Consider the following 24,562-nt stretch of genomic DNA (forward strand, 5'->3'; position numbering starts at 1 on the left):
CAGTTCTGATCAGTTGGAAACCGTCTCGGCCAGCATCTTGGCGGTTTCAGCCCCGGACCAGTCATGCCCGCCGACAAACCGCCAGACTTCGCGCCCCTCGGCGTCATAATAGATCGTGGTCGGCAGGGTCTGCACATCGTACTGCATCGCCAGCGCGTTGTCGGGGTCCAGCCAGGGTTCCAGGTTCTTCACCCCGCGCTGCGCCAGAAATTCACCCACCCGCTGCGGCTGGCCCAGATCCTGACTGATCGTCAGCACTTTCAGATTGCCTGCGCGGTCCGCCGCCAGCTTGTCCAGCGTTGGCAGTTCGGCGACGCAGGGTGCGCACCATGTCGCCCACAGGTTGATCAGCAGCGGCTTGCCTTTCAGGCTGGCCAGAGCGAGCGTCTTACCCGTCGGGTCGCTGAAGGTTAAGTCTGGCAGATGGCTGCCGCGCTTTGACCGGTCGATGGTGCCGGTCAGTTCCTTGGTGGGCGCGGTCGCTGCTTCTGATGCTTGCGGTTGCGCCTTGTCCGCGCTTTCCCTATCGCACCCCCCAATCAGGACAGCACAGCCAAGGATTACGGCTTTGAGCGAGCGGGACGACAGCAAGAGCGGCTCCAATCAGATGTGGGGTGGACGGTTCGCCGAAGGACCGTCCGCGATCATGCGCGAGATAAATGCCTCGATCCCGTTCGACAAGGCACTGTGGCGGCAAGACATCGCTGCGTCAAAGGCCCATGTGGCCATGCTCGGCGCACAAGGCATCGTCGCGGCTGCCGATGCGGCGACCATCGCCGCCGGGCTCGATCAGGTCGCGGCTGAGTATGAAGCCAGCGGGGTTCCCGAAAACTGGGACCTTGAAGACATCCACATGACCACCGAAAGCCGACTGGCGGAACTGATCGGGCCGGTTGCCGGGCGGCTCCACACCGCGCGCAGCCGCAACGATCAGGTGGCAACCGATTTCCGGCTGTGGGTGCGCGAAGCGATGGAGCAGGCCGATGCCGGGCTGCACGCACTGCAAGTCGCGCTGGTGACCCGTGCGGGCGAACACGCTGACAGCATCATGCCGGGCTTCACCCACCTGCAAACCGCCCAGCCGGTAACGCTGGGCCATCATCTGCTGGCCTATTACGAAATGGCCGCGCGTGACCGGTCGCGCTTTGCCGATGCGCGGAGCCGCATGAACCAGTCCCCGCTGGGCGCGGCGGCGCTGGCAGGCACGGGCTTTCCGATCGACCGCCACGCCACGGCGGCGGCGCTGGGGTTCGATTGCCCGACCCGCAACAGCCTCGATTCGGTATCGGACCGCGATTTCGCGCTCGATTACCTGATGGCGGCGGCGCAGACCGCGCTGCACCTGTCGCGGCTGGCGGAAGAATTCATCATCTGGGCCAGCCAGCCGTTCGGGTTCGTGCGCCTGCCCGACAGCCTGTCGACCGGCAGTTCGATCATGCCGCAGAAGAAGAACCCCGATGCGGCGGAACTGGTGCGCGGCCATTCCGGACGGATTGTGGGCTGCCTGACCGCGCTGATGATCACGATGAAGGGCCTGCCGCTGGCCTATTCCAAGGACATGCAGGACGATAAGCCGCCGGTGTTCGAAGCCGCTGGATTGCTCACGCTGTGCATCGCCGCGATGACCGGCATGGTGCAGGCCACGACCTTTCGCACGGACCGGATGCGCAGTGCGGCGGAGCTCGGCTATGCCACAGCGACCGACCTGGCCGACTGGCTGGTGCGGCAGGCCAACATCCCGTTCCGCGAGGCGCACCACATCACCGGCAGTGCGGTGAAGCTGGCCGAAAGCCGGGGCGTGGCGCTGGATCAGTTGCCGCTCGATGACTTGCAGGCGATCGACGCGCGGGTGGATGCGCGGGTCTTTGCCGCGCTCTCGGTCGAGGCGTCGGTTGCGGCGCGCGCAAGTTATGGCGGAACCGCGCCGGAACAGGTAAAGGCACGCGTGGCCGAAGCGCGCGTGGCGCTGGGTCTGGAGTGATCGTGATGCGCCGCCTGCTGTTTCCTGTCGTGGTTCTGGCTCTCGCCGCGTGCGGCCAGCGGGCCGACCTGAAACCGCAGACCGGTGATACACTGCCGCCTGCGCCCTATGGCCGGGATGTTCAGCCCAAGGCGGAAGCCTTGCTGAAGACCACTCCACAGGCCGCGCCGGAGCGGAGCGTCGAACTGCGAAAACAGTCGGAAAAACGCACTGACGATCCGTTTGACCTGCCCCCTTCCGAAGACTGAGAATTACCCATGGATCATTTCGAACTCCGCGGCGGCGTGCTCCACGCCGAAGACGTGCCGTTGACCGCGATTGCCGAGGCTGTCGGCACCCCGGTCTATGTCTATTCGCGCGCCACGCTGGGCCGCCATGCCCGCGTGTTCCGCGAAGCGCTGTCGATCCTGCCGAAAGTTGAGGTCGCTTATGCGATCAAGGCCAATCCCAACCTGTCGGTGATCAAGGTCGTCGCCGCCGAAGGGTTCGGCGCGGATGTGGTGTCGCAGGGCGAGATGGAGCGCGCGCTGGCGGCAGGCGTTCCGGCAGCAGGCGTGGTGTTTTCCGGCGTGGGCAAGAGCGCGGTCGAAATGATCGCCGCGCTGGAAGCCGGGATCGGCCAGTTCAATCTGGAAAGCGAAGAAGAAGGCATCGAACTCGCCGGGCTGGCGGCTGCGCGCGGACTGGTGGCAACGTGCGCGCTGCGCGTAAATCCCGATGTCGATGCCGGCACCCACGGCAAGATCTCGACCGGCAAGGCCGAGAACAAGTTCGGCGTCCCCTATGACCGCGCGGGCGGGATCTATGCCCGGCTGTCTGCCCTGGCGGGGATGAACCTGCGCGGGCTGGCGGTGCATATCGGCAGCCAGTTGCAAAGCCTCGACCCGCTCGAAGCTGCCTTTGCCAAGATGGGCGAGCTGATGCGCGCGATTCGCGCCGAGGGCCACAGCGTGACCCACATGGACCTGGGCGGCGGCGTGGGCGTGACCTACAAGGCGGGGGACATCTATCCCTATCCGCAGGACTATGCCGCGATGGTCGCCCGCGCGACCGCCGGGTGGGATGCGACGCTGATGTTCGAACCGGGCCGGGTCATCACCGGCAATACCGGGGTGCTACTGACCGAAGTGATCCGCGTGAAGCAGGGCGTGGTCGCTCCGTTCGTGGTGGTCGATGCGGCGATGAACGATCTGGCCCGCCCGGCGATGTATGACGCCTGGCACGATTTCGTGGCGGTGAAGCCCAATGGCCGGACGATGACCGCCAACATCGTCGGCCCGATCTGCGAAAGCTCGGACACGTTCGCGATGGGGCGCGAAATCGACGAAGTGGTGCAGGGCGATCTCGCCGTGTTCCGCACCGCCGGGGCTTACGGCGCAACGATGGCCAGCACTTACAACAGTCGCGCGCTGGTGCCCGAAGTGATGGTTGACGGTGACCAGTGGGCCGTGGTCGCAGACCGCATCCAGCCCGCGACGATCCTGGCGGCAGAGCGGATGCCGGATTTCCTGAAGGACTGACGGCCATGCACAGCCTGCCCCTGCTCCACCGCCTGTCCGGGCAACCGGTGATCGTGCTGGGCGAGGGCGACGCGGCAGACGCGAAAGTGCGGTTGCTGGAACGCGCGGGGGCGCGGATCGTGGGTGAGGATGACGCGGCGGCGCGGCTGGCGTTCGTGGCGCTGGACGATCCCGATGCCGCCGTGGCGCGGCTGAAGGCGCGGGGCCTGCTGGTCAACGCGGTGGACCGGCCTGACTTGTGCGATTTCACCGTCCCCAGCCTGCTGGAACGCGGGCCGGTGCTGGTTGCGGTCGGCACCGGCGGGGTCTCTGCCGGGCTGGCCAAGGCGCTGCGGCTGCGGCTGGAAACCCTGTTGCCTGCCGGGCTTGGCGATCTGGCCGATGGGCTGGCGGCGGCGCGAACGAAATTGCGCGCGCGCTGGCCTGATGCCGGGCAGCGCCGCCGCGCGCTCGATGCCGCGCTGGCCGCCGGGGGCGCGCTCGATCCGTTGAACGCAGGCAGCGCCGCTGCGCTGGGTGGCTGGCTCGACGGGGCGCAGGCGGGCGAGGGCGGGATGCGCGAGTTCGCGCTCGGCTCAGACGATCCCGATGACCTGACGCTGCGTCAGGCGCGCTGGCTCGGCAGCGCCGATCTGGTTGCGCACGAGGCGGGCGTTGCAGAGGCGATCCTGATCCGCGCGCGGGCCGATGCGGTGCGGCTGGAACTGGCCCCCGGTGCGGCGGCACCTGCCAGCGCTCCAGCCAGCGCCGGCCTGACGGTGGTTATTCGCCGTCAGGCGGGCTGAGCAGGATTTTCATCTGCGCCAGCGCGATCGGCTTCTTGCGGTCGTCCTGCCAGGCTTCGGCATTGACCAGTGCCACGCGGCGACCGGCGCGGGTGACGTTGCCCAGCGCGTAAGTCACCTGCTCGGTCCCGCCGCGCATGAATTCGACCTGCACGTTGACTGGCTTCAGCCGCATGCTCTCGCCCCGCCGTTCCATCTCGGCACGCAGCGCGGCGACGGCGGCCATTTCCATCAGCCCGCTCATCGCGCCGCCATGCAGAAAGCCCGGGCGGCCCATCATCCGGTCGGAAAAGTCCACCGCCAGCACGGGCATGCCGTCTTCCTCACGGTCAATGTGGATACCCAGCGCGGTGGCATAGGGTGGCAGGGCCGAGCCGATGCTGCTCACAGATAAGTCCCGTGCGTTGCCATGAAAGTGCCGATGACGTGCGCGACCGGATCTTCCGGATCGCCATCGTGGGCGATGCCGCGGATGAACGCGATCGTGCGGGTCAGCTTGTAGCATTCGCCGCGTCCGATCACCGTGCGCCCGGGCACGGCGGCGCGCATGTAATCGACCCGCAGGTCCAGCGTGGCATGGGGCACGAACCGGCCGCACAGCGCCCAGACCGACATCGATGTGGCGTTGTCCATCAGGCTGATGATCGGGCCTGACGCGAGCACGCCGGTTTCGGGCACGCCGACAAGTTCCTCGCGCCAGGGCAGGGCCAGTTCCATCCATCCGGTGCCGTGCGCGTGATAGGTCAGCCCCAGCCAGCCGCCGTGGCCGTGGCGGGACATCAGCTGGGCCGCGCCCGCCGGATTGAACGCGCTGCCGGGGGGCAGATCATGCAGGGATCTGGGTTGGGCCGCATCGCTCATCGCGCTTCTGTGCGCAGCCAGAGGCCCGATTACAATCTTTTAATTTAAGCTGGCGGGCCGACGCGGCGAAGGCTGTGACGGCGAGGCGTGTTGCCTCGTGTTGCAGGGGAAAGACCATGAACCTTCCGAAAATCGACGTTTCCGCACTGCCCGATCTGGACAACCTGATCGGCGTGTTTGGCAGCATTGCCAGCCCGCTGGCACCGGCCCAGGCGGACGATTCCATCATCATCGCGATGGTGTTCGTCTATGAAATCCTGATGCCCTGAGCCGGGCTGGTCCGGATGCACATTCGACCGGAACTGGCGGCCCTGCGGAGCGATGATGCTCCGCAGCGTCAGGCTCAGGCCCGTCTGATCGCGGCGGTCGACGGCTGGCGGGTGACCCCGTCAGGCGCGACCGCCGGAGCAGAACTGGCCCGGTTTTCGGGCGGCGCGCCGCTGGATGATCTGCCGCTGCTGTCAGCCCTGTTCACAGCTGGCGATCACTCAGCTCAGCAATTCACCGGCGCGCTGGTGAAGCTGCTGGTCGCAGAGTTGAAGGAGGACTGGCTGGGGCAGGTGCCGCTGCGCCATTTCAGCGACGGCATGCTGGCGTCGCTGGTGCTGGCGCGCTGCGGCCCGGCCGCGCTGGTGGTGCAGGCGATCGACGGCGCGGCGCTGGCGCGCAAGCCGGAACCGGTGGCGGTTACGTTCGCCGCCACGGAAACCTGGGAACATGTGCTCGCCGGAGCGGCGGCGGTGGAACAGGTGCAGGTGCTCGAAGTCTTGCCGGACCGGGCGGTCCTGCGGCGCGAAACCGTGCAACTGGCGCCCGGCACGGTGGCCCGCCGGTTCTGCGCGGGCGAAGCACAATTGCTGCGCCATGTGCCCGGCAGCATGGTCACGTTGAAGCTGCAACGCACGCTCGACCCCAGCGAGCCGACGCGCGAGTATCGCCTGGCCGATGGCGTCCTGCTGCATCAGGCAGCGGGCAGCCCGCGCGAAAGCCGGCTGGAGCTGACTGCCGCGCTGCTGGGGCGGATGGGGCGCAGTGATGCCGCGCCTCTGCTTGCCGCCATGGCGCAAGAGCAAGGCGGGGCGGGGATGCGCTGGCAGGCGCTGCGCGAATGCCTGGGGCTGGATACCGCGCTGGGCTTTGCCACGCTGCGCGGGATTGCGCAGCGCGCTGGTGATCCGCTGGCCGCGCCTGCGGGAGCGCTGGTTGCACAATTGCTGGAACAATATCCCGAACTGGCCGGAGTAGAGCGATGCCCCGTGTGATTGAACTGGAAGACTCCCGCGTCGCCACATTGGCGGAAACGGTCGATGAAATTGCCGCCCATGGATTCGATCCCCATGACGAGGCCAGCCTGGGCCATGCCGCGCGGTGGCTTCGGCGGCTGGGCAACGACCGCGATTTTCTGGGCGACATCCTGATCCGTGAACTGGCGCAGCGCCACCGCGATGACGTGCTGGACAATGCCTATGGCCCGCAAGTGGTGATGCTGGCCCCGCCGTGCGGGCAGTTCTTCATCCGCGCGAACCTTTGGCCGTCGCCCGATGAACACATGGTCCGGGCCAGCGGCGGGCCGTCGTTTGCCTATGGCCTGCCGCACGATCACAACTTTTCGTTCCTGACACTGGGCTATTTCGGGCCGGGATACTGGAGCGATTATTACGAGTTCGATTACGCGGAAGTCGCGGGCTGGCGGGGTGAGGCGGTGCCGTCGCTGCGCTTCGTGGAACGGGCGCGGCTGGAGCCGGGCAAGCTGATGCTGTACCGCGCGCATGTCGATGTCCACGCGCAGTTGCCAGCCGATGCGCTGTCCGTCTCGCTCAACGTGATGCATACCAGCGGGGCACAAGGCTGGCTTGACCAGTACCGCTTCGACCTTGAACGGCGCGAGATCGGCGCCATCATCTCACCTGGGCCGAGCGAGGTCTTCCTGAAGCTGGCGGTCGGGCTGGGCAGCGACGAAGCACTGGATCTGGCCCAGCATTTTGCCCGCCGCCACCCCAGCGACCGGCTGCGGCTGGCGGCGTGGGATGCGCTGGCCGGACGCGAGGAAACGCCGGACGCGCGTGATGCGCTGTGGCGCGAGGCGGAAGGGGCGGGGAGCCTGCTTGTCGCGCAGGAAGCACTGGCGCGGCGCGAGCAGCTGGTCGGCGCTTAGGCGAAACCGCCCGTCAGTGCATCGATCGCGGCCTGGAGGATCACCGCTGCTGCGGCCGAATCGATTCGTTCGGCCCGTTTGGCGCGGCTGAAGTCCTGCGCGATCAGTGCGCTGGTCGCGCTGGCGGTGGACCAGCGTTCGTCCCACAGCAGGATCGGCAGATCCAGCACCGACAGGTTGCGGGCATAGGCGCGGCTCGACTGGCTGCGCGGCCCTTCGCTGCCGTCCATGTTGATCGGCAGGCCGATCACCACGCCCCTGATGTCCCGCTCGGCGATCAGCGCGGCCAGCAGCGCCTTGTCCGCGCCGAACTTGCCGCGCTTCAGCGTCTTGCCGGGCGAGGCAAACCGCCAGCCCGCATCGCAGAACGCGGTGCCGATGGTCTGCGTGCCCAGGTCCAGCCCCAGCAGCGCGCCGCCAGCGGGCAGGGCATCGCGCAGTTCCAGCGCGCTGGTGGTGATCATCGCGGCGGTTACCGTGCCGCCTGCCAGGCCGCCACACGGCGGGCAAAGTCGGCGCGCACGTTCATCCAGAACAGCGGGATATCATAGACGTGGTAATTGTTCCCAGGCAGCACGTAATCGCCCATTTCCGGGGTGGATTGCAGCGAGAGCATGCCGTCGGCGCGGCAGGTCGCGGGCACGAACGCTGGCTTGATCTCGCCGTTCTCGATCTTGCCGTCGGGCACCAGCGTGCCAAGGTTGGCACTGGCCGGGGCCGTGCCGCCCGCGCTGCCGGTCAGCGGGTTGGAACACAGGAAGGCCTGCCCGCGCAGCGGCTTGCCATCCAGCCCGGTGTCCGCCTCGTAAGCGGCGATGGTCATCGCCGGATCGGCGGGTTCGCCATAACTCATCCAGCTCATCACGCAGTTCGGCTGTTCGGCGATGTTGCAGGGTTGCAGGCCCATTTCCGGCAAGTCGTGCCGCATGGAAAGCGGCCACCCGACCAGATAGGCCGCCGCGATCCGGCTGGACAGCGGCTGATCCTTCACCCGCTCCGCCATCAGCCGCCGCAAGTGCAGCGAGCCCTGGCTGTGTCCGGCCAGCACGATCGGCATGTCTGCCGGAAGCTGCGCCACGAAATGGTCGAACGCCTGCAAGACGTCGCCATAGGCCAGATCCAGCGCCTTGGCGCGGTCATCGCCCTGGGTCAGGAACGCGCCGAATGCGGCCTGACGGTAGCGTGGCGCCCAGATCTGCTCTGCCCCGGCGAACGGGCTGGCCATGCCGCGAATGAAGGTGACGGCGCGGGTGCGCGCTTCCTGATCCCCCAGCGGCGCGTTCCAGTGCGCCTTGGCCAGATAACTGGTGGGATGGACGAAAAACACCGCCGCGCGGACCGGGGCGGGGGCGGGTGCGCCGGTGGGCGACCAGCGGGCCGGATCACCGGGCTGGCCGGGCCGGGACAGCCACATCGCGGGATCGGCATACTGGCTGGCGGTCAGCGCCTTCTGCGCTTCGAACGCGCCAGAGGGCTTGAACGCGAGACGGCTCAAGGTGTCGGGATAGAAGCTCAGCGCGAGCCGTCCGGCGATGAAAATGGCGATGCAGAACGCAATGAAATACAGGAACTTGCGGGCCATCGTTCAACTTTCGGCAGGAGTGTTGCGCAGCGACTGGCGTTCCAGCGCGACCTTGATCATCGCGACCAGCGGATCGGCCAGCATCAGCCCGATGATCCCGAACAGCACGCCCATGATCAACTGCGCGCCCAGCACCAGTGCCGGGGCCAGATCGGCGGTGCGCTTGGCCACCATCGGCACGATCACGTTGCCGTCCACGGTCTGCACCACGACATAGACGATAACGCAGTAAAGGCCCATTTCGACCCCGCCGGAAAATCCGACGATGACCATCAGCAGGCCGGAAATCGGTGCGCCGATGTTGGGCAGGAACGCCAGCAGGCCGGTCAGCAGGCCCAGCAGGCCCGCCATCGGCACGCCATAGATAGCCAGCATCGCCCAGGTCGCGATCCCTTCGACGAACATCCCGATCAGCCGCCCGAACATCAGCCGCCGCAGCGTTTTGCCCATTACGGTGGTTGTCTCGGCAAAGTGTTCTCGCTCCTGCACGGGCAGCATCCATGCCACCCCGCGCCGGTAAAGTTGCGGTTCGGCGGCGAAATAGATGCCCATCACCAGGATCAGGAACGCCGTGGTCAGCCCGCCCAGCACGCCGCCGACCGCGCTGGTCAGTTCACCCACGCCGCCCAGCGCCTTTTCGGCAATGGTCTGAATATTGGAGGCGTTGATCGCAAAACCGTGCGATTGCAGCCAGCTGATCGAACGCAGGGCCTGTGTTTCGACAATCGCAGGCAGTGCGGCGGCTTCTGCGGCAATCTGCCGGCCCGCGAACATGGCCGTCCAGACCAGAAAGGCTACGCCGGCCAGCAGCACGATCGTCACCCGGATGCCGCGCGGCAAAGGCGCGACTCGCCCCAGCAGGCGTGCCCCGCCATCGACCATTGCGGCGAACACCATGCCGCCGAAGATCACCAGCAGCGGCTGGGCCAGAAATATGGTCAGCGCGACGAGTACCGTCAGACCGATCCAGACGGCGGCGCGTTTGGCTTCCTGGCGCAGCACCGGATCGCTGATATCGGTCGGGCCGACTTGTTCGGACTCAGCCATCATTTCGCTCCATCAGGCACATGCACCGGGCGCAGGCTGCGCCAGGCGCGGCCTTCGCGCAAGGCACCCCACCAGCTCAGCGGGTTCCAGCTTTCGCTGCCGTTGAGGCTGAAGGTCGTGAATTCGGCGCGGCCGCCCACATCAGACAGCGCCACCGCGCCGCCTAGCCCGCTTTCTTCCAGCGCCACGCGGCTGTCGGCGGAATGATCGCGGTTGTCGCCCATCAGGAACACGTGGCCTGCCGGAACGGTCACTTCGGCCATATTGTCGAGGCTCTGCCGGACATGGTCGATCACGATGAAGCTGGCCCCGTTGGGCATCGTTTCGCGATAGGCGGGCAGTTCATAGACCTCGCGGCCGCTGGGCAGGCGCGTGCGATAGCCGGCGAATGCATCATAGCAGTGCGACTGATAGACGGCATCGCCGCACATCAACTGTTCTTCGGCGGGCAGTTGCACGGTCGGGACGATCTCGCGCCGGATCGGCTGGCCGTTCAGGATGATCTGCCCTTCCTGCAGCGCGATCCGGTCGCCCGGCAGGGCGACGACGCGCTTGATCAGATCCTCGTTGCGATTGCGCGGCACGGTGATCACGATATCGCCGTATTCGGGCGTATCCGCCAGTGCCCGCCAGTCTGCGCGCGGCAGCAGATGAAAGCTGACCGACGCCCAGTTCCAGCCATAAGGGAACTTCGACACGACCAGCCGGTCGCCCACCAGCAGGTTCGGCATCATCGAGATCGACGGGATATAGAACGGCTTGGCCACAAAGCTGTGGAACGCCAGCACCGCCAGCAGCATCACCGCCAGGCTGCGGATTTCGCCCAGCCAGTCGACCCGGTCCTTCGCCTTGGCATCGGGCGCGGCCGGAGTGGTCGGTTCGGGTGCAGTATTATCGGTCATGCGTCTGTCGGTTCCGGCAATTTGCGGGCTTCGATCACCACGAAGGCCTGCGCCCAGGGGTGATCGTCGGTCAGGGTCAGGTGGACCATGGCTTCATGGCCGGGGGGCGTGATCGTGGCAAGCCGTGCAGCAGCGCCCCCGGTCAGTGCCAGCGTCGGTGCGCCGGAGCGCGCATTGATCACGCCGATGTCCTTCATGAACACCCCGGCCTTGAAACCGGTGCCGACCGCCTTGGAAAAGGCTTCCTTGGCGGCAAAGCGCTTGGCCAGCGTGCCCGCCTTGGTGAACGGGCGCCGCGCCGCCTTGGCGCGTTCGACATCGGTAAAGACGCGGTTTTCGAACCGCTCTCCGAACCGGTTGAGCGAATTCTGGATCCGCTCGATATTGCAAAGGTCAGACCCGATGGCGATGATCACGATGACCCCCACACGTCGTCACCCCGGACTTGATCCTGGGTCCCGCTGGTTCTTGCCATCGTCAGAAAGCTGGACCCCGGCTCGGTGGCCGGGGTGACGGTTGCTGAGCGGAGCGATCTGATCCTTGTCACCGCGCCGCATCCATCAGTTCACGCATCTGCACGACGGCATTCTCCAGCCCGACAAATACTGCCTCGCCAATCAGATAGTGGCCAATGTTGAGTTCCGCCAGTTGCGGGATTGCAGCGATCGCCTGGACGTTGTCATACGTCAGTCCGTGCCCGGCGTGGGGTTCGATCCCGTTGCGCGCGGCCAGCGCGGCCATATCGGCAATGCGCTTCAGTTCCACCGCCCGGTCCTCGCCGGCGGCATGGGCGTATTCCCCCGTGTGAAACTCGACCACGTGCGCGCCGAGCCGGATCGCGGCGTCGAGCTGGCGCACTTCGGGCGCGATGAACAGGCTGACGCGAATGCCCGCATCGGCCAGTTTCTGGACAATCGGGTAAAGCCGGTTGTGCTGCCCGGCGGCGTCCAGCCCGCCTTCGGTGGTGCGTTCCTCGCGCCGTTCCGGGACGATGCAGGCGGCGTGCGGCATGTGGCGCAGCGCAATTTCCAGCATCTCGTCGGTTGCGGCCATTTCCAGATTGAGCGGCAGGTTGGTCGCCGCCTGAATCCGCGCCAGATCCTCATCGCGAATATGACGGCGGTCCTCACGCAGATGCGCGGTAATGCCGTCGCCCCCGCAGGCGGCGACGATCTGCGCCGCGCGGACCGGATCGGGATGATCGCCGCCGCGCGCGTTACGGATCGTCGCGACGTGGTCGATATTGACGCCCAGGCGCAGGCGGGAGGGGATCATGGCAGTGTCCTGTGATCAGGGATTTGCACGGCTGCCCGGCTTGGTCGCCGGAGTCGCGGCCAGTTCGGGTGGCAGTTCATCTTCGGCATAAGTCGGAAAACTGAGCGCGATAAGCGGGTAAAAGGGCACCCCCAGATCGACTGTGCCGCCGGACCGGTCAACCAGTGCGGCTTCGGCCAGCACTTCGCCGCCCGCCGCCTCGACGGCGGCAATCGCCTCGCGGCTGGACAGGCCGGTGGTTACCACGTCCTCGACCATCAGGACCTTGTCGCCCGGTTCGATGGTAAAGCCCCGGCGCAGTTCGAACGTGCCGGTCGGCCGTTCGACAAAGATCGCCTCCAGTCCCAGCGCGCGGCCCATTTCGTGGCCGATGATCACCCCGCCCATCGCCGGGGCGACAACCCTGGTCAGTTCCTTGCGCAAATCGCGCGGCAGTGTCGCGGCAAGCGCGGCGGCCAGCCGCGAAGCGCGCATCGGGTCCATCAAAACGCGGGCGCATTGCAGGTAGTGTGCGCTGTGGCGACCCGATGACAGCAGGAAGTGGCCTTCGAGCAACGCCTTGCTGGCGCGGAACTCGGCCAGAACGTCTTCATCCTGCATGATAGCTACGGTCCTTTTCCGATATTGCCCTGCGCTGACGGAGGGTGTCATTGCGTCTTGTCAAAAATATCCCCTAGAGGCGCTTGAGTGCCCTCGCAAGCGCGCGTATAGGCCCTCCCAAATTGTGACTCCCACGGGGCAAGAGGGGGCAAGCTGTTCTCTTGCCGACAATGGAAAGCGAAAGCACAGGAACGATGAAATTCGGCCAATCTGCCCGTTCAGCGGGTCGCACGATCAAGGCGATCGGACTTTCTCTGGCGCTGCTCGCGGTGCCGCAAATCGCGAACGCCCAGGCGGCTGGCGCTGAACCGGCGCCGACCGAAGCGGTCGACGCTGCTGCGGTAACTGCCCAGGCAGTCGCCCCGGTTGTTGCCGCGCCGCTGCCCGCAGCGGTCCCGGCGGTCGATCCCAACGATCCGCGCTTCAAGGTTGCGCCCGGCGGTTACACGCCGATGCAGCCGACTGCGGGCAAGGGTATGCCGGTTGATGGCGGGCTGGGCACCCAGACCCAGTATTCGGACGTCGGCGATCAGGCCAACGCACTGCATGACGCGCTGCTCTACATCATCAGCGGGATCACGATTGTTGTGTTCCTGCTGCTGGTCTATGTCGTGCTGCGCTTCAACAAGCGCGCCAACCCGGTGCCGTCGAAGACCAGCCACAACACGGTGCTGGAAGTCGTCTGGACCGGCGTTCCGATCCTGATCCTGCTGGGCATTGCGGTACCGTCGATCTCCTTGATCGCGAAGCAGTTCGAACCGGCCCCGGCCAAGGCGCTGACGATCAAGGCCACCGGCAACCAGTGGTTCTGGACCTACACCTATCCCGACAACGGCGGGTTCGAAGTCATTTCGAACATGCTGCCGGACGAGGACGCGATCAAGCGCGGCGAACCGTTGAAGCTGGGCGTTGACTATCGCATGGTCGTGCCGGTCGGTGAAACGATCCGCCTGCAGGTGACTGCGGCCGACGTGATCCATTCGTTCGCGATTCCCTCGCTGTGGTACAAGCTCGATGGCGTTCCGGGCCGGATCAACGAAAAGACCCTGACCATCCGCGAGCCGGGCGTCTATTACGGCCAGTGCTCGGAACTGTGCGGCGTGAAGCACGGCTACATGCCGATCGCGATCGAGGCACTGCCGCGTGACAAGTTCAACGCCTGGGTGCTGACGCAGTCCGGCGGCAAGATCGACGGGTTGCCCGAAGCACCTGCCGCTGCTGAAGCCGCACCTGCTGCCGCTGCGCCCGCAGCCGAAGCCGCTCCGGCTCCGGCCGCCTGAACCAGACAAGACAAGGACAGGGTTTAGCCATGGCTACTACCGCAGACCACTTCCAGGCGCACGATGACGGGGCGCACGCACACGACGATCATGATCACAAGCCGGCGTTTTTCGCCCGCTGGTTCATGTCGACCAACCACAAGGACATCGGGACGCTGTACCTGATCTTCGCGATCATCGCGGGGATCGTGGGCGGTGCCTTCTCGGGCATGATGCGTTTCGAGCTGGCTGAGCCGGGCATCCAGTACCTGGATATGTTCGCCAAATGGTTTGGCAATGCCAATCCCAGCTTCGACCAGCAGCTCCACCTGTGGAACGTGCTGATCACGGCGCACGGACTGATCATGGTGTTCTTCATGGTCATGCCCGCGATCATCGGCGGGTTTGGCAACTGGTTCGTGCCGCTCATGATCGGCGCGCCGGACATGGCGTTCCCGCGGATGAACAACATCTCGTTCTGGCTGACCGTGGCGGGCTTCACTTCGCTACTCTGCTCGGCGTTCGTCCCGGGCGGCGTGGGCAACGGCGCCGGCGTGGGCTGGACAGCCTATGCCCCGCTGTCGACTTATGGTTCGACCGGCCCGGCGATGGACTTCGCGATCTTCTCGCTGCACCTCGCCGGTGCCGCTTCGATCATGGGCGCGATCAACTTCATCACCACCATCTTCAACATGCGTGCGCCGGGGATGACCCTGCACAAGATGCCGCTGTTCGTGTGGTCGGTGCTGGTTACCGCGTTCCTGCTGCTGCTCGCGCTGCCGGTCCTGGCCGCTGCGATCACCATGCTGATCACCGATCGTAACTTCGGCACCACCTTCTTCGATCCGTCGGGCGGCGGCGATCCGATCCTGTTCCAGCACTTGTTCTGGTTCTTCGGCCACCCCGAAGTGTACATCATGATCCTGCCGGCCTTCGGCATCATCAGCCAGATCGTTTCGACCTTCTCGAAGAAGCCGGTGTTCGGCTACCTCGGCATGGCTTACGCGATGGTTGCCATCGGCGTGGTCGGGTTCGTCGTGTGGGCGCACCACATGTACACCTCGGGTCTGTCGGTTAACACCAAGATGTACTTCACCGCAGCCACCATGGTGATCGCGGTGCCGACCGGCGTGAAGATCTTCTCGTGGATCGCGACGATGTGGGGCGGCAGCCTTGAATTCAAGTCGCCGATGGTCTGGGCGCTGGGCTTCATCTTCCTGTTCACCGTTGGCGGCGTGACCGGCGTGGTTCTGGCCAACGGCGGCGTGGACGATGTGCTGCACGACACCTACTATGTGGTCGCGCACTTCCACTACGTGCTGTCGCTGGGCGCGGTGACGGGTCTGTTCGCGGGCTTCTATTACTGGTTCCCGAAGATGAGCGGGCGGATGCATTCCGAGTTCCTGTCGCACCTGCACTTCTGGGTGTTCTTCGTCGGCGTGAACCTGATCTTCTTCCCGCAGCACTTCCTGGGCCTGCAGGGGATGCCGCGCCGTTATCCAGACTACACCCCGGCCTATGAATACTGGAACAACATCTCGACGCTGGGCTACAAGATCATGGCCGCAAGCCTGGTGATCTGGTTCATCAACATCATCTACGCCTACACCGCTGGCAAGAAGGCTCCGGCCAACTACTGGGGTGAAGGCGCGAACACGCTGGAATGGACGCTGTCGAGCCCGCCGCCGTTCCATCAGTTCGAAACCCTGCCCGTCATCGACGACAAGGGTCACCACTGAGAACGGCCTGACGGCAAGACTGCCTGAATGCTGAAAAGAACGCGCCCCGGCCCAGAAAGCCGGGGCGTTTTCGCGTGCGCGCCAGATTCCGCTGGTGCTTGCGGGAAGGGTCGGGGGAGGGCCGCCTCCCCGGCCCGTTGCATTTGATGGTAAGGGCTTCATAACAGGCCCTCCCCCGGCCCCTCCCGCAGGCGGGAGGGGGGATCAGAGGCAGCCTGCGTTGCGGCTGGGAGATGTTGATGCCTGAATTGCGCCAGATCGATTGCGGCGAAGTATCGCTGCGCTGCGCCATCGCGGGGCCAGTCCCCGGCACCGCGCCGCTGGCGATCATGGTCCACGGCTTTCCCGAAAGCTGGTATTCGTGGCGGCACCAGCTGGGTCCGGTTGCGGACGCGGGTTTCACCGCCTGCGCGATTGATGTGCGCGGCTATGGCGGGTCGGACAAGCCCCACGCGGTCGAGGCTTATGCGATGGAACGGCTGGTTGGCGATCTGGTGGGGCTGCGTGATGCGCTTGCGCCGGGCCAGCAGGTCGTGCTGATCGGGCATGACTGGGGCGCGCCGATCGTCTGGAACTCCACACTGGCGCGGCCCGATGTGTTCCGTGCGGTTGCGGCGCTGTCGGTGCCGTTCGCGGGTGTGCCGGACCGTCCGTTCACCGAGGTGTTCCGCGAACACTTCACCAGTCAGGGCCGGTTCTTCTATCAGGAGTTCTTCCAGGAACCCGGCGTGGCCGAGGCGGAGGCGGAGGCCGATCCGCGCGGTTTCCTGCGGAAGATGCTCTATTCGATCTCGGGCGATGCGCCGCTTGGCAATCACTGGGACAAACCGCTCGGCGCGACGTTCCTCGAAGGGCTGCCCGATGTCGCCGATCCGGACGGCCTGCCCGCCTGGCTGTCGGACGCCGACCTGACGTTCTATGCGCGCGAAATGGCCGCATCGGGCTTTCGCGGACCGCTCAACCGTTATCGCAATCACGAAGCCGATTACGCCTGGGCACAGCAGTTCCGGGGGCGGCGAATCGAATGTCCGGCGCTGTTCATCGGCGGCACGCGCGATCCGGCGACAACGCTGTTTGGCGCGGTGGCCGATCCCGTGGCGATGATGCGCCCGCTGGTGCCCCAGGTCGAAGGGCACGTGCTGGAAGGCTGCGGCCACTGGACCCAGCAGGAGCGGCCCGAGGCCGTAACCGCGCTGTTGATCGACTGGCTCCAAAGACTGTAGCGACGGGCCTTCCCACCGCGCCCACGGCAGACTATAGCGCGCTCAATCATGACCGCCCAAGCCGCCCCTGTCGTTCATCCGCTGCCTGCCGACTGGCGCGATTTCTTCGCGCTGACCAAGCCGCGCGTGATGACACTGGTGATCTTCACCGGGCTGTGCGGGCTGCTGGCCGCGCCGGGGGCGATCGATCCGGTGGAAGATTTCACCGCGATTCTGTGCATTGCGATGGGTGCGGGCGGTTCGGCCGCGCTCAACCAGTGGTGGGAAGCGGACCTTGATGCGCTGATGAAGCGCACCGCCGACCGGCCCTTGCCGTCGGGCCGGATGGAGCGCCATTCCGCGCTCAGCTTCGGGCTGATTCTGGCGCTGGCATCGGTGTTCGTGATGGCGGTTGCGGTCAGCTGGCTGGCGGCGGCGGTCCTGGCGATCTCGATCGTCTATTATTCGGTGGTCTACACCATCTGGCTGAAACCCCGCACGCCGCAGAATATCGTGATTGGCGGCGGGGCCGGGGCGTTCCCGCCAATGATCGGCTGGATCGCCGCGACCGGGGACATCACGCTGATGCCGGTGCTGCTGTTTGCGATCATCTTTTTCTGGACCCCGCCGCATTTCTGGGCGCTCGCGCTGTTTGTGGAAACGGATTATGCCAAGGCGGGCATTCCGATGATGCCGGTGGTGGCCGGGCATCAATCGACGCGCCGCCAGATTCTGGTCTATGCGGTGCTGCTGCTGCCGCTCAGTCTGGCGCCGTTCTGGTTTGCCGGTGCAGGCGTGCTGTATGGCGCTTCGGCACTGGTGCTGTCGGCAGTGTTTCTGCTGCTGAGCCTTCGTGTCGCGGTGTTCCGGGGGGACGCGACGGACATGGACATGCGCCCTGAAAAGCGCCTGTTCGCCTACTCGGTGCTCTACCTGTTCGTGCTGTTCGGCGCGCTGGTGGCAGACCGCTGGATCATGGGATAAACCGATGACCGTTCCCGAAAATAACAATGCAGAACGCCGCCGAATCCAGAAAGGGCGCAACATTGCGCTTGGCCTGCTGCTGCTGGGCTTTGTCGTGCTGTTCTATTTCCTCACGTTCGTGAAGATGGCGCCGCAGGCCAATGCTGGCTAACGCGCTCCCCGCAAGCCGCAACGCCCGCACCGGCCTGATCGCGCTGGGCGGGGCGCTCCTCATGCTGGGCCTGGGCTTTGCCTCGGTCCCGCTCTACCGGATATTCTGTCAGGTCACCGGCTTCGGCGGAACGACCATGCAGGTGACCGAGGCGGAAGCCGCGACCGTCCAGGTTGCCGCCGGGCACATTTCGGTCCGGTTCGATGCGAACGTCGATCGCGATATGCCGTGGAAGTTCGCCCCGCAGCAAGTGACGCAGGACATGCGCATCGGCACCCGCAAGATGGCGTTCTACAAGGCGGAAAACCTGTCGGACAAGCCGGTGACCGGGGTGGCGAGCTTCAATGTCGAGCCGGAATACGTCGGCAAGTATTTCAACAAGATCCAGTGCTTCTGCTTCGAGCTGCAGACGCTGCAACCCGGCCAGTCGATCGACATGCCGGTGATCTATTACATCGACCCCAAGATCCTCGACGATCCCGATGCGAAGAACGTTGAGCAGATCACGCTGAGCTACACTTTCCACGTTGCTGCACAATAGCTTCGCAAAGGCACTGGACCGGGTGAAGCCAGCACGATAAGGGCGTCTGGATTTTGGCCCGCGCGTTCGCTGCGGGCAGAGGGATAAACGGGGACCAAACCATCATGGCCGGAACCAAGAACCACGATTTTCATATTCTGCCGCCCGATCTGGTGCCGCTGCTGACCACCATCGGCGCGTTCACCTTCACGACCGGGATGGTGCTGAACATGCACGACATGGCTGGCGGCAAGGTTGTGCCCTGGCTGGGTCTGGCGCTGCTGATCGCTTCTGCGTGGCAGTGGTTTACCAAGATCATCCAGGAAGCGCATGCGGGCGATCACACCCCGGTGGTGCAGTTGCACCAGCGTTACGGCATGATCCTGTTCATCGCTTCGGAAGTGATGTTCTTCGTCGGCTGGTTCTGGGCTTTCTTCGATTTCGCACTGTTCCCGTCGGAAATTGCGGAAGTGGTCGGCGGGCAGTTCCCGCCCAAGGCGGTCGAAGAAGTGATGAACGCGTTTGACCTGCCGCTGCTCAACACGCTGATCCTGCTGTGCTCGGGCACCACGGTTACCTGGGCGCACCACTCGCTGATCCACGGCGACCGCGACGGCCTCAAGAAGGGCCTGTGGGCAACGGTTGCCCTGGGCATGCTGTTCACCTCGATCCAGGCGTACGAATATGCGGCGGCGCCGTTCGGCTTTGGTGGCAACACCTACAGCTCGGCGTTCTACATGGCGACGGGCTTCCACGGGTTCCACGTCATCATCGGCACGATCATGCTGATCGTCTGCCTGAAGCGCGCCTACAACGGTGACTTCACCCCCAGGCAGCACTTCGGGTTCGAAGCCGCTGCCTGGTACTGGCACTTTGTCGATGTGGTGTGGCTGTTCCTGTATGTTGCGGTCTACGTCTGGGGCGGCTGGGGCTATCCCACGCACTGATGGCTGATCACAGCAACCAAGCATCCGAAGGGCAGCCGGGATTCGTTCCGGCTGCCCTTTTCGGTCTTTGCCCGCAGTGTGGTTCGCGCACGTTGTTCGATGGCGTGGCAAAGTTCGCACCGCGCTGCCGCAGCTGCGGGCTGGACCTGGGCCAGTTCAACGTCGGCGATGGCCCGGCGGCGTTCCTGACCCTGCTGATCGGTGCGGTCACGCTGGGGCTGGCGCTGTGGCTGGAGTTCAGCTGGCACCCGCCGGTGTGGGTCCACGCGCTCGTGTGGATCCCGTTCGTGGCAGGGACTACGATCTGGGGCTTGCGGATTGGCAAGGCGGCGCTGCTGGTGACCGAATACCAGCGCGATGCCGGTGAAGGACGATTGAAACAGCCATGAAACGTGTTCCCGTGTTCGCAACGTTGCTGGTGCTGGCCGCCGTGGGGGTGATGATTGCGCTGGGCGTGTGGCAGCTTGGCCGCGCGCAGCAGAAGGAAGCCCTGCTGGCGAGTTACGCGGCGGTGGGCAGCAACACGGCGGAAGTGCCGTTCCCGACCTCCGCTGCGGCGGCGCAGCCGCTGCTGTTTCGCCGCAGCCGGATCGATTGCCTGCCGACCGGACCGGATGCGCCGGTGGCCGGGCACAATGCCAATGGCACCACCGGCTGGGCGCACGCCTTCATCTGCCCGCTGCCGGGCGGGAGCACGGCGGAAGTGCTGATCGGCTGGTCAAAGGATCTGCAACCGCGCGTCTGGACCGGCGGCGCTGTCACCGGCACGGTCACGCTGGGCGCGGGCGAGACGGTGCGCCTGATTGCCGATCCGCCGCTCGCCGGACTGGACGCCAACGCCCGGCCCGATCCGGCGAGCATCCCCAACAACCATTTGTCCTATGCGATCCAGTGGTTCCTGTTTGCGCTGACCGCGCTGGTGATCTTTGTCATCGCGCTGCGTAAGCGGATGGCGCTCTAGGGTTTCAATTCGCGCGGAGTCCGGCTAACGCCCGCCGCGCGATGGAATATATCTCAACCCGTGGAAGCGCCCCGGCGCTCGACTTCGAAGGCGCAACGCTCGCCGGTCTGGCCAGCGATGGCGGCCTCTATGTGCCGCGCGAATGGCCGCGCTTCTCAGCTGAGGAGATCGCCGGGTTTGCCGGGCTGTCCTATGCCGAACTGGCGCAGCGGATCATGCAACCGTTCGTGGGTGACAGCCTGACGCCGGAGCGACTGCTGGAACTGACCACGGCTGCCTATGGCCGCTTCGCGCACAAGGCGGTCACCCCTCTCAAACAACTGGACGAACAGCAGTGGCTGCTCGAACTGTTCCACGGTCCGACGCTGGCGTTCAAGGACGTCGCGTTGCAGCTGCTGGGCCTGTTGTTCGAGGAATTCCTGGGCCGTGGCGGTGATCCGCTGACCATCGTCGGGGCAACTTCCGGCGATACCGGTTCCGCCGCGATTGATGCGGTCGCAGGCCGGGCGCGGGTCGATATCTTCATGATCCATCCCAAGGGCCGGGTCAGTGATGTGCAGCGCCGCCAGATGACCACCGTGCTTGCCCCCAACGTCCACAACATCGCCATCGACGGCACGTTTGACGATGCGCAGGCGATGGTGAAGCGGATGTTCAATGACACCGCCATGACCAGCCGGTTCAGCATCGGCGCGGTCAATTCGATCAACTGGGCGCGGTTGATGGCGCAAGTGGTCTATTACTTTGCCGCCGCGCTGCAACTGGGCGCACCGCACCGCGAAGTGGCGTTCGCCGTGCCGACCGGCAATTTCGGCGATGTGTTCGCCGGTTATGTGGCTGCGCAGATGGGCTTGCCGGTCGCCAGGCTGATCGTGGCGACCAACGTCAACGACATCCTCCACCGCGCGCTGACCAACGGCGATTATTCGGCCGGAACGGTCACGCCCACGGCGGCTCCGTCGATGGACATTCAGGTCTCGTCGAATTTCGAACGGCTGCTGTTTGACCTCGGCGGGCGCGACGGCGCGGCGCTGAATGCGCAGATGGCCGGGTTCGAATCGACCAAGGCGATGCAGCTGACCAATGCCCAGCGCGAAGGCGCGGCGCGGTTGTTCAGCAGCGCCCGCGCCGACGCGGATGACATGTCGAACGCGATCCGCTGGGCCTGGGAAGAATGCGGCGAACTGCTTGATCCGCATACCGCCATCGGCCTCCACGCCGCGCGCACCGCTGGCTTGCCGGCCGATGTGCCGGTGGTGACGCTGGCAACCGCGCACCCGGCCAAGTTCCGCGACGCGGTCGAACGCGCGACCGGCCAGCGGCCCAGCCTGCCCGCGCGGATCGGTGACCTGTTTGAGCGTGAGGAACGCCTGATCGAATTGCCGGGCAATTATGATGCGATCGCCAATCACATCGCGGCCCGTGCGGTCGCGCGGGGTTGATGGCTGAGCTCGATCCCCAGGCCCGCCTGCTCTGCGGTGAGGGCTGGGCCGATTACGGCCTGATCGACAGCGGCGACGGGCGCAAGCTGGAACGCTATGGCCCGCACCGCTTTATCCGCCCCGATGCGCAGGCGCTGTGGGCGCCCCGGCTGGAACGCTGGAAGAGCGACGGCGAGTTCGTCCCCGGATCGGATGAGGACGGCGGCGGGCGCTGGCAGTTCGCCAACCCGGTGCCGCGTGATGGCTGGCCGCTGAGCTGGCCCAACGGCGATGAACCGGTCACATTCAACGCCCAGTGTACCCCGTTTCGCCATCTCGGGTTCTTCCCCGATATGGCCCCGGTGTGGGACTGGATGGGGGAGCAACTGGGGGACCAGCGCGATGCGGCGACGCTGAACCTGTTCGGTTATACTGGCGTCGGATCGCTGGCGCTGTCGAAGTATGGGCCGGTGACGCACGTCGATGCGTCCAAGAAGTCGGTCACGCAGGCGCGCGCCAATGCCGCGCTGTCGGGGATGGAACAGCGCCCGATTCGCTGGATCGTCGATGATGCGGCCAAGTTTACGGCGCGCGAAGTGCGGCGGGCCAAGCGCTATGACGGGATCATCCTCGATCCGCCCAAGTTCGGGCGCGGGCCGGAAGGGGAAGTCTGGCGGCTGGAAGATCACTTGCCGGGGCTGGTGCATGACTGCGCCGCGCTGCTGGACGGGGACAGCAAGTTCCTGTTCCTGACCGTTTACGCGGTGCGGATGTCGTCGCTGGCGATTGGCGGCTTGCTGGCCGAAGCCTGCGCGCACCTGCCCGGCGTGGTCGAACACGGCGAACTGGTGGTGCGCGAAGAGGGCGAGGGCGATCTTGGTCCGGGCCGGATGCTCCCCACAGCAATTTTCGCACGCTGGCGGAACAGCTAGACGGGCTGCAATTTAGTAAGTAAAGCATACTAATTATGACCGACAGTCTGATCCTTGAGGTTGCCGATTTCGAGCACGATGTCCTGACCGGCATCTATTCGGAGGAAACCGGCCGTCCGCAGCCGCTGCGCTTCACCATTACCGTGCGGCTGACACCAGTTGACCGGTACGAGCCGGACACCCCGCTGGAAGCCAGCAAGAACTACATGGACCTGAAGTTCGCCGCGTCTGAAGCGCTGCCCGAAGGGGTCCATTTCAAGCTGATCGAGGCCGTGGCCGATCACATCTGTGAAACCCTGTTCGTGCAGGACGCGCGGGTTCAGGCGGTGACGGTGAAGATCGTCAAACTGGCGATCAGCGAAAACGGCGAACGCATCGGCATGACGCTCACCCGCGAGCGCAAGTGATGGAAGTGCTGCGGATCACCGATCTGCCGCCCGAACCGCTGGCCGCCGCCGCGCAGTTTCATGGCGAAGTTGTTGCCACGCTGCCGCACGATGCGGACCTGCTGCTGGTGTTCCCGCCCGCCGACCACACCCAGCGCGAATGGCGCGCAGCAGCGGTTGCGGCTCTGGCCCGCGCCCATGCGCCGCGCCGGATCAACGCGGTGGCGAGCGATAGCGACGCAGGGATTGCATCCGCGCTGGCCTATCTGTCCGGGGCTGCTGGCATCACCGGCCAATACCTGCCGCTGGATGACGCCGGGGCCGGGACTGTGTTACCATCTGCGGCATGAGCAACTCTGCGCCCCTGATTGACCAGTTCCACCGGCGAATCACGTATCTGCGCCTGTCCGTCACCGACCGCTGCGATCTGCGCTGCGCCTATTGCATGCCGGAGCGACAGGAGTTCCTGCCGCGCAAGGATGTCCTCAGCCTTGAGGAACTGCACCGGCTGGCGCTGGGCTTCATCGCGCGCGGGGTGACCAAGCTGCGGCTGACGGGCGGCGAACCGCTGGTGCGGCGTGACATGATCGAGCTGGTGCAGGCGCTGGGGCGCAAGCTGGGGGACGGCCTGGAGGAACTCACGCTCACCACCAACGGCACCCGGCTGGCCGAGTTCGCCGATGCGATCGCGGCGGCGGGGGTGAAGCGGATCAACCTCTCGCTCGATACGCTGGACCGGGCCGCGTTCGCGCGGCTCGCCCGGCGCGATTCGCTGCCGCAGGTGTTGGAAGGCATCGCGGCGGCGCGCGCAGCGGGTTTGCAGGTCAAGCTCAACACCGTGGCGCTGAAGGGCATCAACGAGGGCGAACTGCCCGATCTGATCGCGTGGGCGCACGGGCAGGGGATGGACCTGACCCTGATCGAGGTCATGCCGCTGGGCGAAGTCGAGGAAGACCGGTTCGACCATTACCTGCCGCTGTCGGACGTGCGCGCCGCACTAGAGCGGCGCTTTACGCTGACCAGCACCGGCCACCGCACCGGTGGCCCAGCGCGCTATTTCGATGTGGCGGAAACCGGCGGGCGGCTGGGGTTCATCACCCCGCTGACCAACAACTTCTGCGATGGCTGCAACCGCGTGCGGGTGACCGCGACCGGCCAGCTCTATGCCTGTCTGGGCGGGGCGGAGCAGGTGGATCTGCGCGCCGCGCTGCGGTCGGACGATCCTGATGGCGCGCTGGTGGCTGCGCTGGATCAGGCGATGCGGATCAAGCCGCTGCGCCATGCGTTTGCAATTGACCGCCCCGGCGCCGCGCCCGCGCTGGCGCGGCATATGTCGATGACGGGAGGCTAGG

At 65.7% G+C, this 24,562-nt stretch carries 31 protein-coding genes; 21 read left to right on the forward strand and 10 right to left on the reverse strand.

Going from position 1 to position 24,562, the window contains the following annotated elements; translation table 11 throughout:
* Positions 1–9 precede the first annotated feature (9 nt).
* Entirely contained in the window at positions 10–591 is a 582-nt protein-coding gene (locus tag Q8Q53_RS12960) for a TlpA disulfide reductase family protein (RefSeq protein ID WP_305702194.1), read from the reverse strand.
* 16 nt (positions 592–607) lie between these two features.
* Between Q8Q53_RS12960 and argH the strand changes: the two genes are divergently transcribed.
* The 4 genes from argH to Q8Q53_RS12980 are packed head-to-tail and all read left to right on the forward strand — an operon-like array spanning position 608 to position 4,286.
* A complete protein-coding gene (gene argH, locus Q8Q53_RS12965) occupies positions 608–1,981 on the forward strand; it encodes an argininosuccinate lyase (RefSeq protein ID WP_305702281.1) in 1,374 nt (457 codons plus the stop codon).
* A gap of 5 nt (positions 1,982–1,986) precedes the next feature.
* Complete coding sequence (locus Q8Q53_RS12970; protein ID WP_305702195.1) at positions 1,987–2,229, forward strand: hypothetical protein; 243 nt, start codon at positions 1,987–1,989, stop codon at positions 2,227–2,229.
* A 9-nt stretch (positions 2,230–2,238) separates the two neighbouring features.
* Entirely contained in the window at positions 2,239–3,501 is a 1,263-nt protein-coding gene (gene lysA / locus Q8Q53_RS12975) for a diaminopimelate decarboxylase (RefSeq protein ID WP_305702196.1), read from the forward strand.
* 5 nt (positions 3,502–3,506) lie between these two features.
* Complete coding sequence (locus Q8Q53_RS12980; RefSeq protein ID WP_305702197.1) at positions 3,507–4,286, forward strand: bifunctional precorrin-2 dehydrogenase/sirohydrochlorin ferrochelatase; 780 nt, start codon at positions 3,507–3,509, stop codon at positions 4,284–4,286.
* On the opposite strand, the gene Q8Q53_RS12985 is transcribed toward Q8Q53_RS12980, so the two are convergent.
* The gene (locus Q8Q53_RS12985) at positions 4,264–4,674 is read right to left on the reverse strand and encodes a PaaI family thioesterase (protein ID WP_305702198.1); all 411 of its coding nucleotides are present in this window, start codon (positions 4,672–4,674) and stop codon (positions 4,264–4,266) included. The two genes, Q8Q53_RS12980 and Q8Q53_RS12985, sit on opposite strands and share 23 nt — an antisense overlap.
* On the reverse strand, positions 4,671–5,147 hold the full coding sequence (locus tag Q8Q53_RS12990) for a PaaI family thioesterase (protein WP_371136558.1): 477 nt from the start codon (positions 5,145–5,147) through the stop codon (positions 4,671–4,673). Before Q8Q53_RS12990 ends, Q8Q53_RS12985 begins: the two co-directional genes overlap by 4 nt.
* Before the next feature lie 116 nt (positions 5,148–5,263).
* Here Q8Q53_RS12990 and Q8Q53_RS12995 point away from each other — a divergent pair, with 116 nt between their 5' ends.
* Genes Q8Q53_RS12995 through Q8Q53_RS13005 form a run of 3 tightly spaced genes read left to right on the forward strand, consistent with a single transcriptional unit; the run spans position 5,264 to position 7,302 of the window.
* Entirely contained in the window at positions 5,264–5,416 is a 153-nt protein-coding gene (locus Q8Q53_RS12995; RefSeq protein ID WP_305702199.1) for a hypothetical protein, read from the forward strand.
* A 15-nt stretch (positions 5,417–5,431) separates the two neighbouring features.
* Complete coding sequence (locus Q8Q53_RS13000; protein WP_305702200.1) at positions 5,432–6,409, forward strand: hypothetical protein; 978 nt, start codon at positions 5,432–5,434, stop codon at positions 6,407–6,409.
* Entirely contained in the window at positions 6,397–7,302 is a 906-nt protein-coding gene (locus Q8Q53_RS13005; RefSeq protein WP_305702201.1) for a transposase, read from the forward strand. Before Q8Q53_RS13000 ends, Q8Q53_RS13005 begins: the two co-directional genes overlap by 13 nt.
* On the opposite strand, the gene ruvX is transcribed toward Q8Q53_RS13005, so the two are convergent.
* The 7 genes from ruvX to pyrE form a co-directional block, all read right to left on the reverse strand.
* On the reverse strand, positions 7,299–7,766 hold the full coding sequence (ruvX, locus tag Q8Q53_RS13010; protein WP_305702202.1) for a Holliday junction resolvase RuvX: 468 nt from the start codon (positions 7,764–7,766) through the stop codon (positions 7,299–7,301). The genes Q8Q53_RS13005 and ruvX overlap by 4 nt on opposite strands.
* 8 nt (positions 7,767–7,774) lie before the next feature.
* On the reverse strand, positions 7,775–8,884 hold the full coding sequence (locus Q8Q53_RS13015; protein WP_305702203.1) for a DUF3089 domain-containing protein: 1,110 nt from the start codon (positions 8,882–8,884) through the stop codon (positions 7,775–7,777).
* 3 nt (positions 8,885–8,887) lie between these two features.
* A complete protein-coding gene (locus Q8Q53_RS13020; RefSeq protein ID WP_305702204.1) occupies positions 8,888–9,931 on the reverse strand; it encodes an AI-2E family transporter in 1,044 nt (347 codons plus the stop codon).
* Complete coding sequence (gene lepB, locus Q8Q53_RS13025) at positions 9,931–10,833, reverse strand: signal peptidase I (RefSeq protein ID WP_305702205.1); 903 nt, start codon at positions 10,831–10,833, stop codon at positions 9,931–9,933. Before lepB ends, Q8Q53_RS13020 begins: the two co-directional genes overlap by 1 nt.
* Positions 10,830–11,249, reverse strand: coding sequence for a holo-ACP synthase (gene acpS, locus Q8Q53_RS13030; RefSeq protein WP_305702206.1), 420 nt, complete (start codon positions 11,247–11,249; stop codon positions 10,830–10,832). The genes lepB and acpS overlap by 4 nt, the downstream gene beginning before the upstream one ends.
* A gap of 127 nt (positions 11,250–11,376) precedes the next feature.
* A complete protein-coding gene (locus Q8Q53_RS13035; protein ID WP_305702207.1) occupies positions 11,377–12,108 on the reverse strand; it encodes a pyridoxine 5'-phosphate synthase in 732 nt (243 codons plus the stop codon).
* 15 nt (positions 12,109–12,123) lie between these two features.
* Positions 12,124–12,708, reverse strand: a complete 585-nt coding sequence (gene pyrE / locus Q8Q53_RS13040; RefSeq protein WP_305702208.1) for an orotate phosphoribosyltransferase — start codon at positions 12,706–12,708, stop codon at positions 12,124–12,126.
* Between the two features lie 194 nt (positions 12,709–12,902).
* Here pyrE and coxB point away from each other — a divergent pair, with 194 nt between their 5' ends.
* The 14 genes from coxB (at position 12,903) to moaA (ending at position 24,561) form a co-directional block, all read left to right on the forward strand.
* Positions 12,903–13,988 (forward strand): cytochrome c oxidase subunit II, encoded by a 1,086-nt coding sequence (gene coxB, locus Q8Q53_RS13045; protein ID WP_305702209.1) that lies wholly within the window; start codon positions 12,903–12,905, stop codon positions 13,986–13,988.
* A gap of 29 nt (positions 13,989–14,017) precedes the next feature.
* The gene (gene ctaD, locus Q8Q53_RS13050) at positions 14,018–15,706 is read left to right on the forward strand and encodes a cytochrome c oxidase subunit I (RefSeq protein WP_305702210.1); all 1,689 of its coding nucleotides are present in this window, start codon (positions 14,018–14,020) and stop codon (positions 15,704–15,706) included.
* 239 nt (positions 15,707–15,945) lie between these two features.
* Positions 15,946–16,929, forward strand: coding sequence for an alpha/beta fold hydrolase (locus Q8Q53_RS13055; protein WP_305702211.1), 984 nt, complete (start codon positions 15,946–15,948; stop codon positions 16,927–16,929).
* 48 nt (positions 16,930–16,977) lie between these two features.
* On the forward strand, positions 16,978–17,892 hold the full coding sequence (locus tag Q8Q53_RS13060; protein WP_305702212.1) for a heme o synthase: 915 nt from the start codon (positions 16,978–16,980) through the stop codon (positions 17,890–17,892).
* A 4-nt stretch (positions 17,893–17,896) separates the two neighbouring features.
* Positions 17,897–18,043, forward strand: a complete 147-nt coding sequence (locus Q8Q53_RS13065; RefSeq protein ID WP_305702213.1) for a hypothetical protein — start codon at positions 17,897–17,899, stop codon at positions 18,041–18,043.
* A complete protein-coding gene (locus tag Q8Q53_RS13070) occupies positions 18,033–18,584 on the forward strand; it encodes a cytochrome c oxidase assembly protein (protein ID WP_305702214.1) in 552 nt (183 codons plus the stop codon). The genes Q8Q53_RS13065 and Q8Q53_RS13070 overlap by 11 nt, the downstream gene beginning before the upstream one ends.
* 104 nt (positions 18,585–18,688) lie before the next feature.
* Positions 18,689–19,510, forward strand: coding sequence for a cytochrome c oxidase subunit 3 (locus tag Q8Q53_RS13075; protein WP_305702215.1), 822 nt, complete (start codon positions 18,689–18,691; stop codon positions 19,508–19,510).
* Positions 19,510–19,899 (forward strand): DUF983 domain-containing protein, encoded by a 390-nt coding sequence (locus Q8Q53_RS13080; protein WP_305702216.1) that lies wholly within the window; start codon positions 19,510–19,512, stop codon positions 19,897–19,899. Before Q8Q53_RS13075 ends, Q8Q53_RS13080 begins: the two co-directional genes overlap by 1 nt.
* Positions 19,896–20,471 (forward strand): SURF1 family cytochrome oxidase biogenesis protein, encoded by a 576-nt coding sequence (locus Q8Q53_RS13085; protein WP_305702217.1) that lies wholly within the window; start codon positions 19,896–19,898, stop codon positions 20,469–20,471. The genes Q8Q53_RS13080 and Q8Q53_RS13085 overlap by 4 nt, the downstream gene beginning before the upstream one ends.
* Positions 20,472–20,512: 41 nt before the next feature.
* Positions 20,513–21,913 (forward strand): threonine synthase, encoded by a 1,401-nt coding sequence (gene thrC / locus Q8Q53_RS13090; RefSeq protein WP_305702218.1) that lies wholly within the window; start codon positions 20,513–20,515, stop codon positions 21,911–21,913.
* Complete coding sequence (locus Q8Q53_RS13095) at positions 21,913–22,824, forward strand: class I SAM-dependent methyltransferase (protein ID WP_305702219.1); 912 nt, start codon at positions 21,913–21,915, stop codon at positions 22,822–22,824. The genes thrC and Q8Q53_RS13095 overlap by 1 nt, the downstream gene beginning before the upstream one ends.
* A gap of 35 nt (positions 22,825–22,859) precedes the next feature.
* Positions 22,860–23,231, forward strand: a complete 372-nt coding sequence (locus Q8Q53_RS13100; protein ID WP_305702220.1) for a dihydroneopterin aldolase — start codon at positions 22,860–22,862, stop codon at positions 23,229–23,231.
* On the forward strand, positions 23,231–23,560 hold the full coding sequence (locus Q8Q53_RS13105) for a Rossmann fold domain-containing protein (protein ID WP_305702221.1): 330 nt from the start codon (positions 23,231–23,233) through the stop codon (positions 23,558–23,560). The genes Q8Q53_RS13100 and Q8Q53_RS13105 overlap by 1 nt, the downstream gene beginning before the upstream one ends.
* A complete protein-coding gene (gene moaA, locus Q8Q53_RS13110; RefSeq protein WP_305702222.1) occupies positions 23,557–24,561 on the forward strand; it encodes a GTP 3',8-cyclase MoaA in 1,005 nt (334 codons plus the stop codon). Before Q8Q53_RS13105 ends, moaA begins: the two co-directional genes overlap by 4 nt.
* The last annotated feature ends 1 nt before the right edge of the window (position 24,562 follow it).

Origin of the sequence: Novosphingobium sp., from assembly GCF_030699305.1 — a bacterium.
Taxonomy (GTDB): domain Bacteria; phylum Pseudomonadota; class Alphaproteobacteria; order Sphingomonadales; family Sphingomonadaceae; genus Novosphingobium.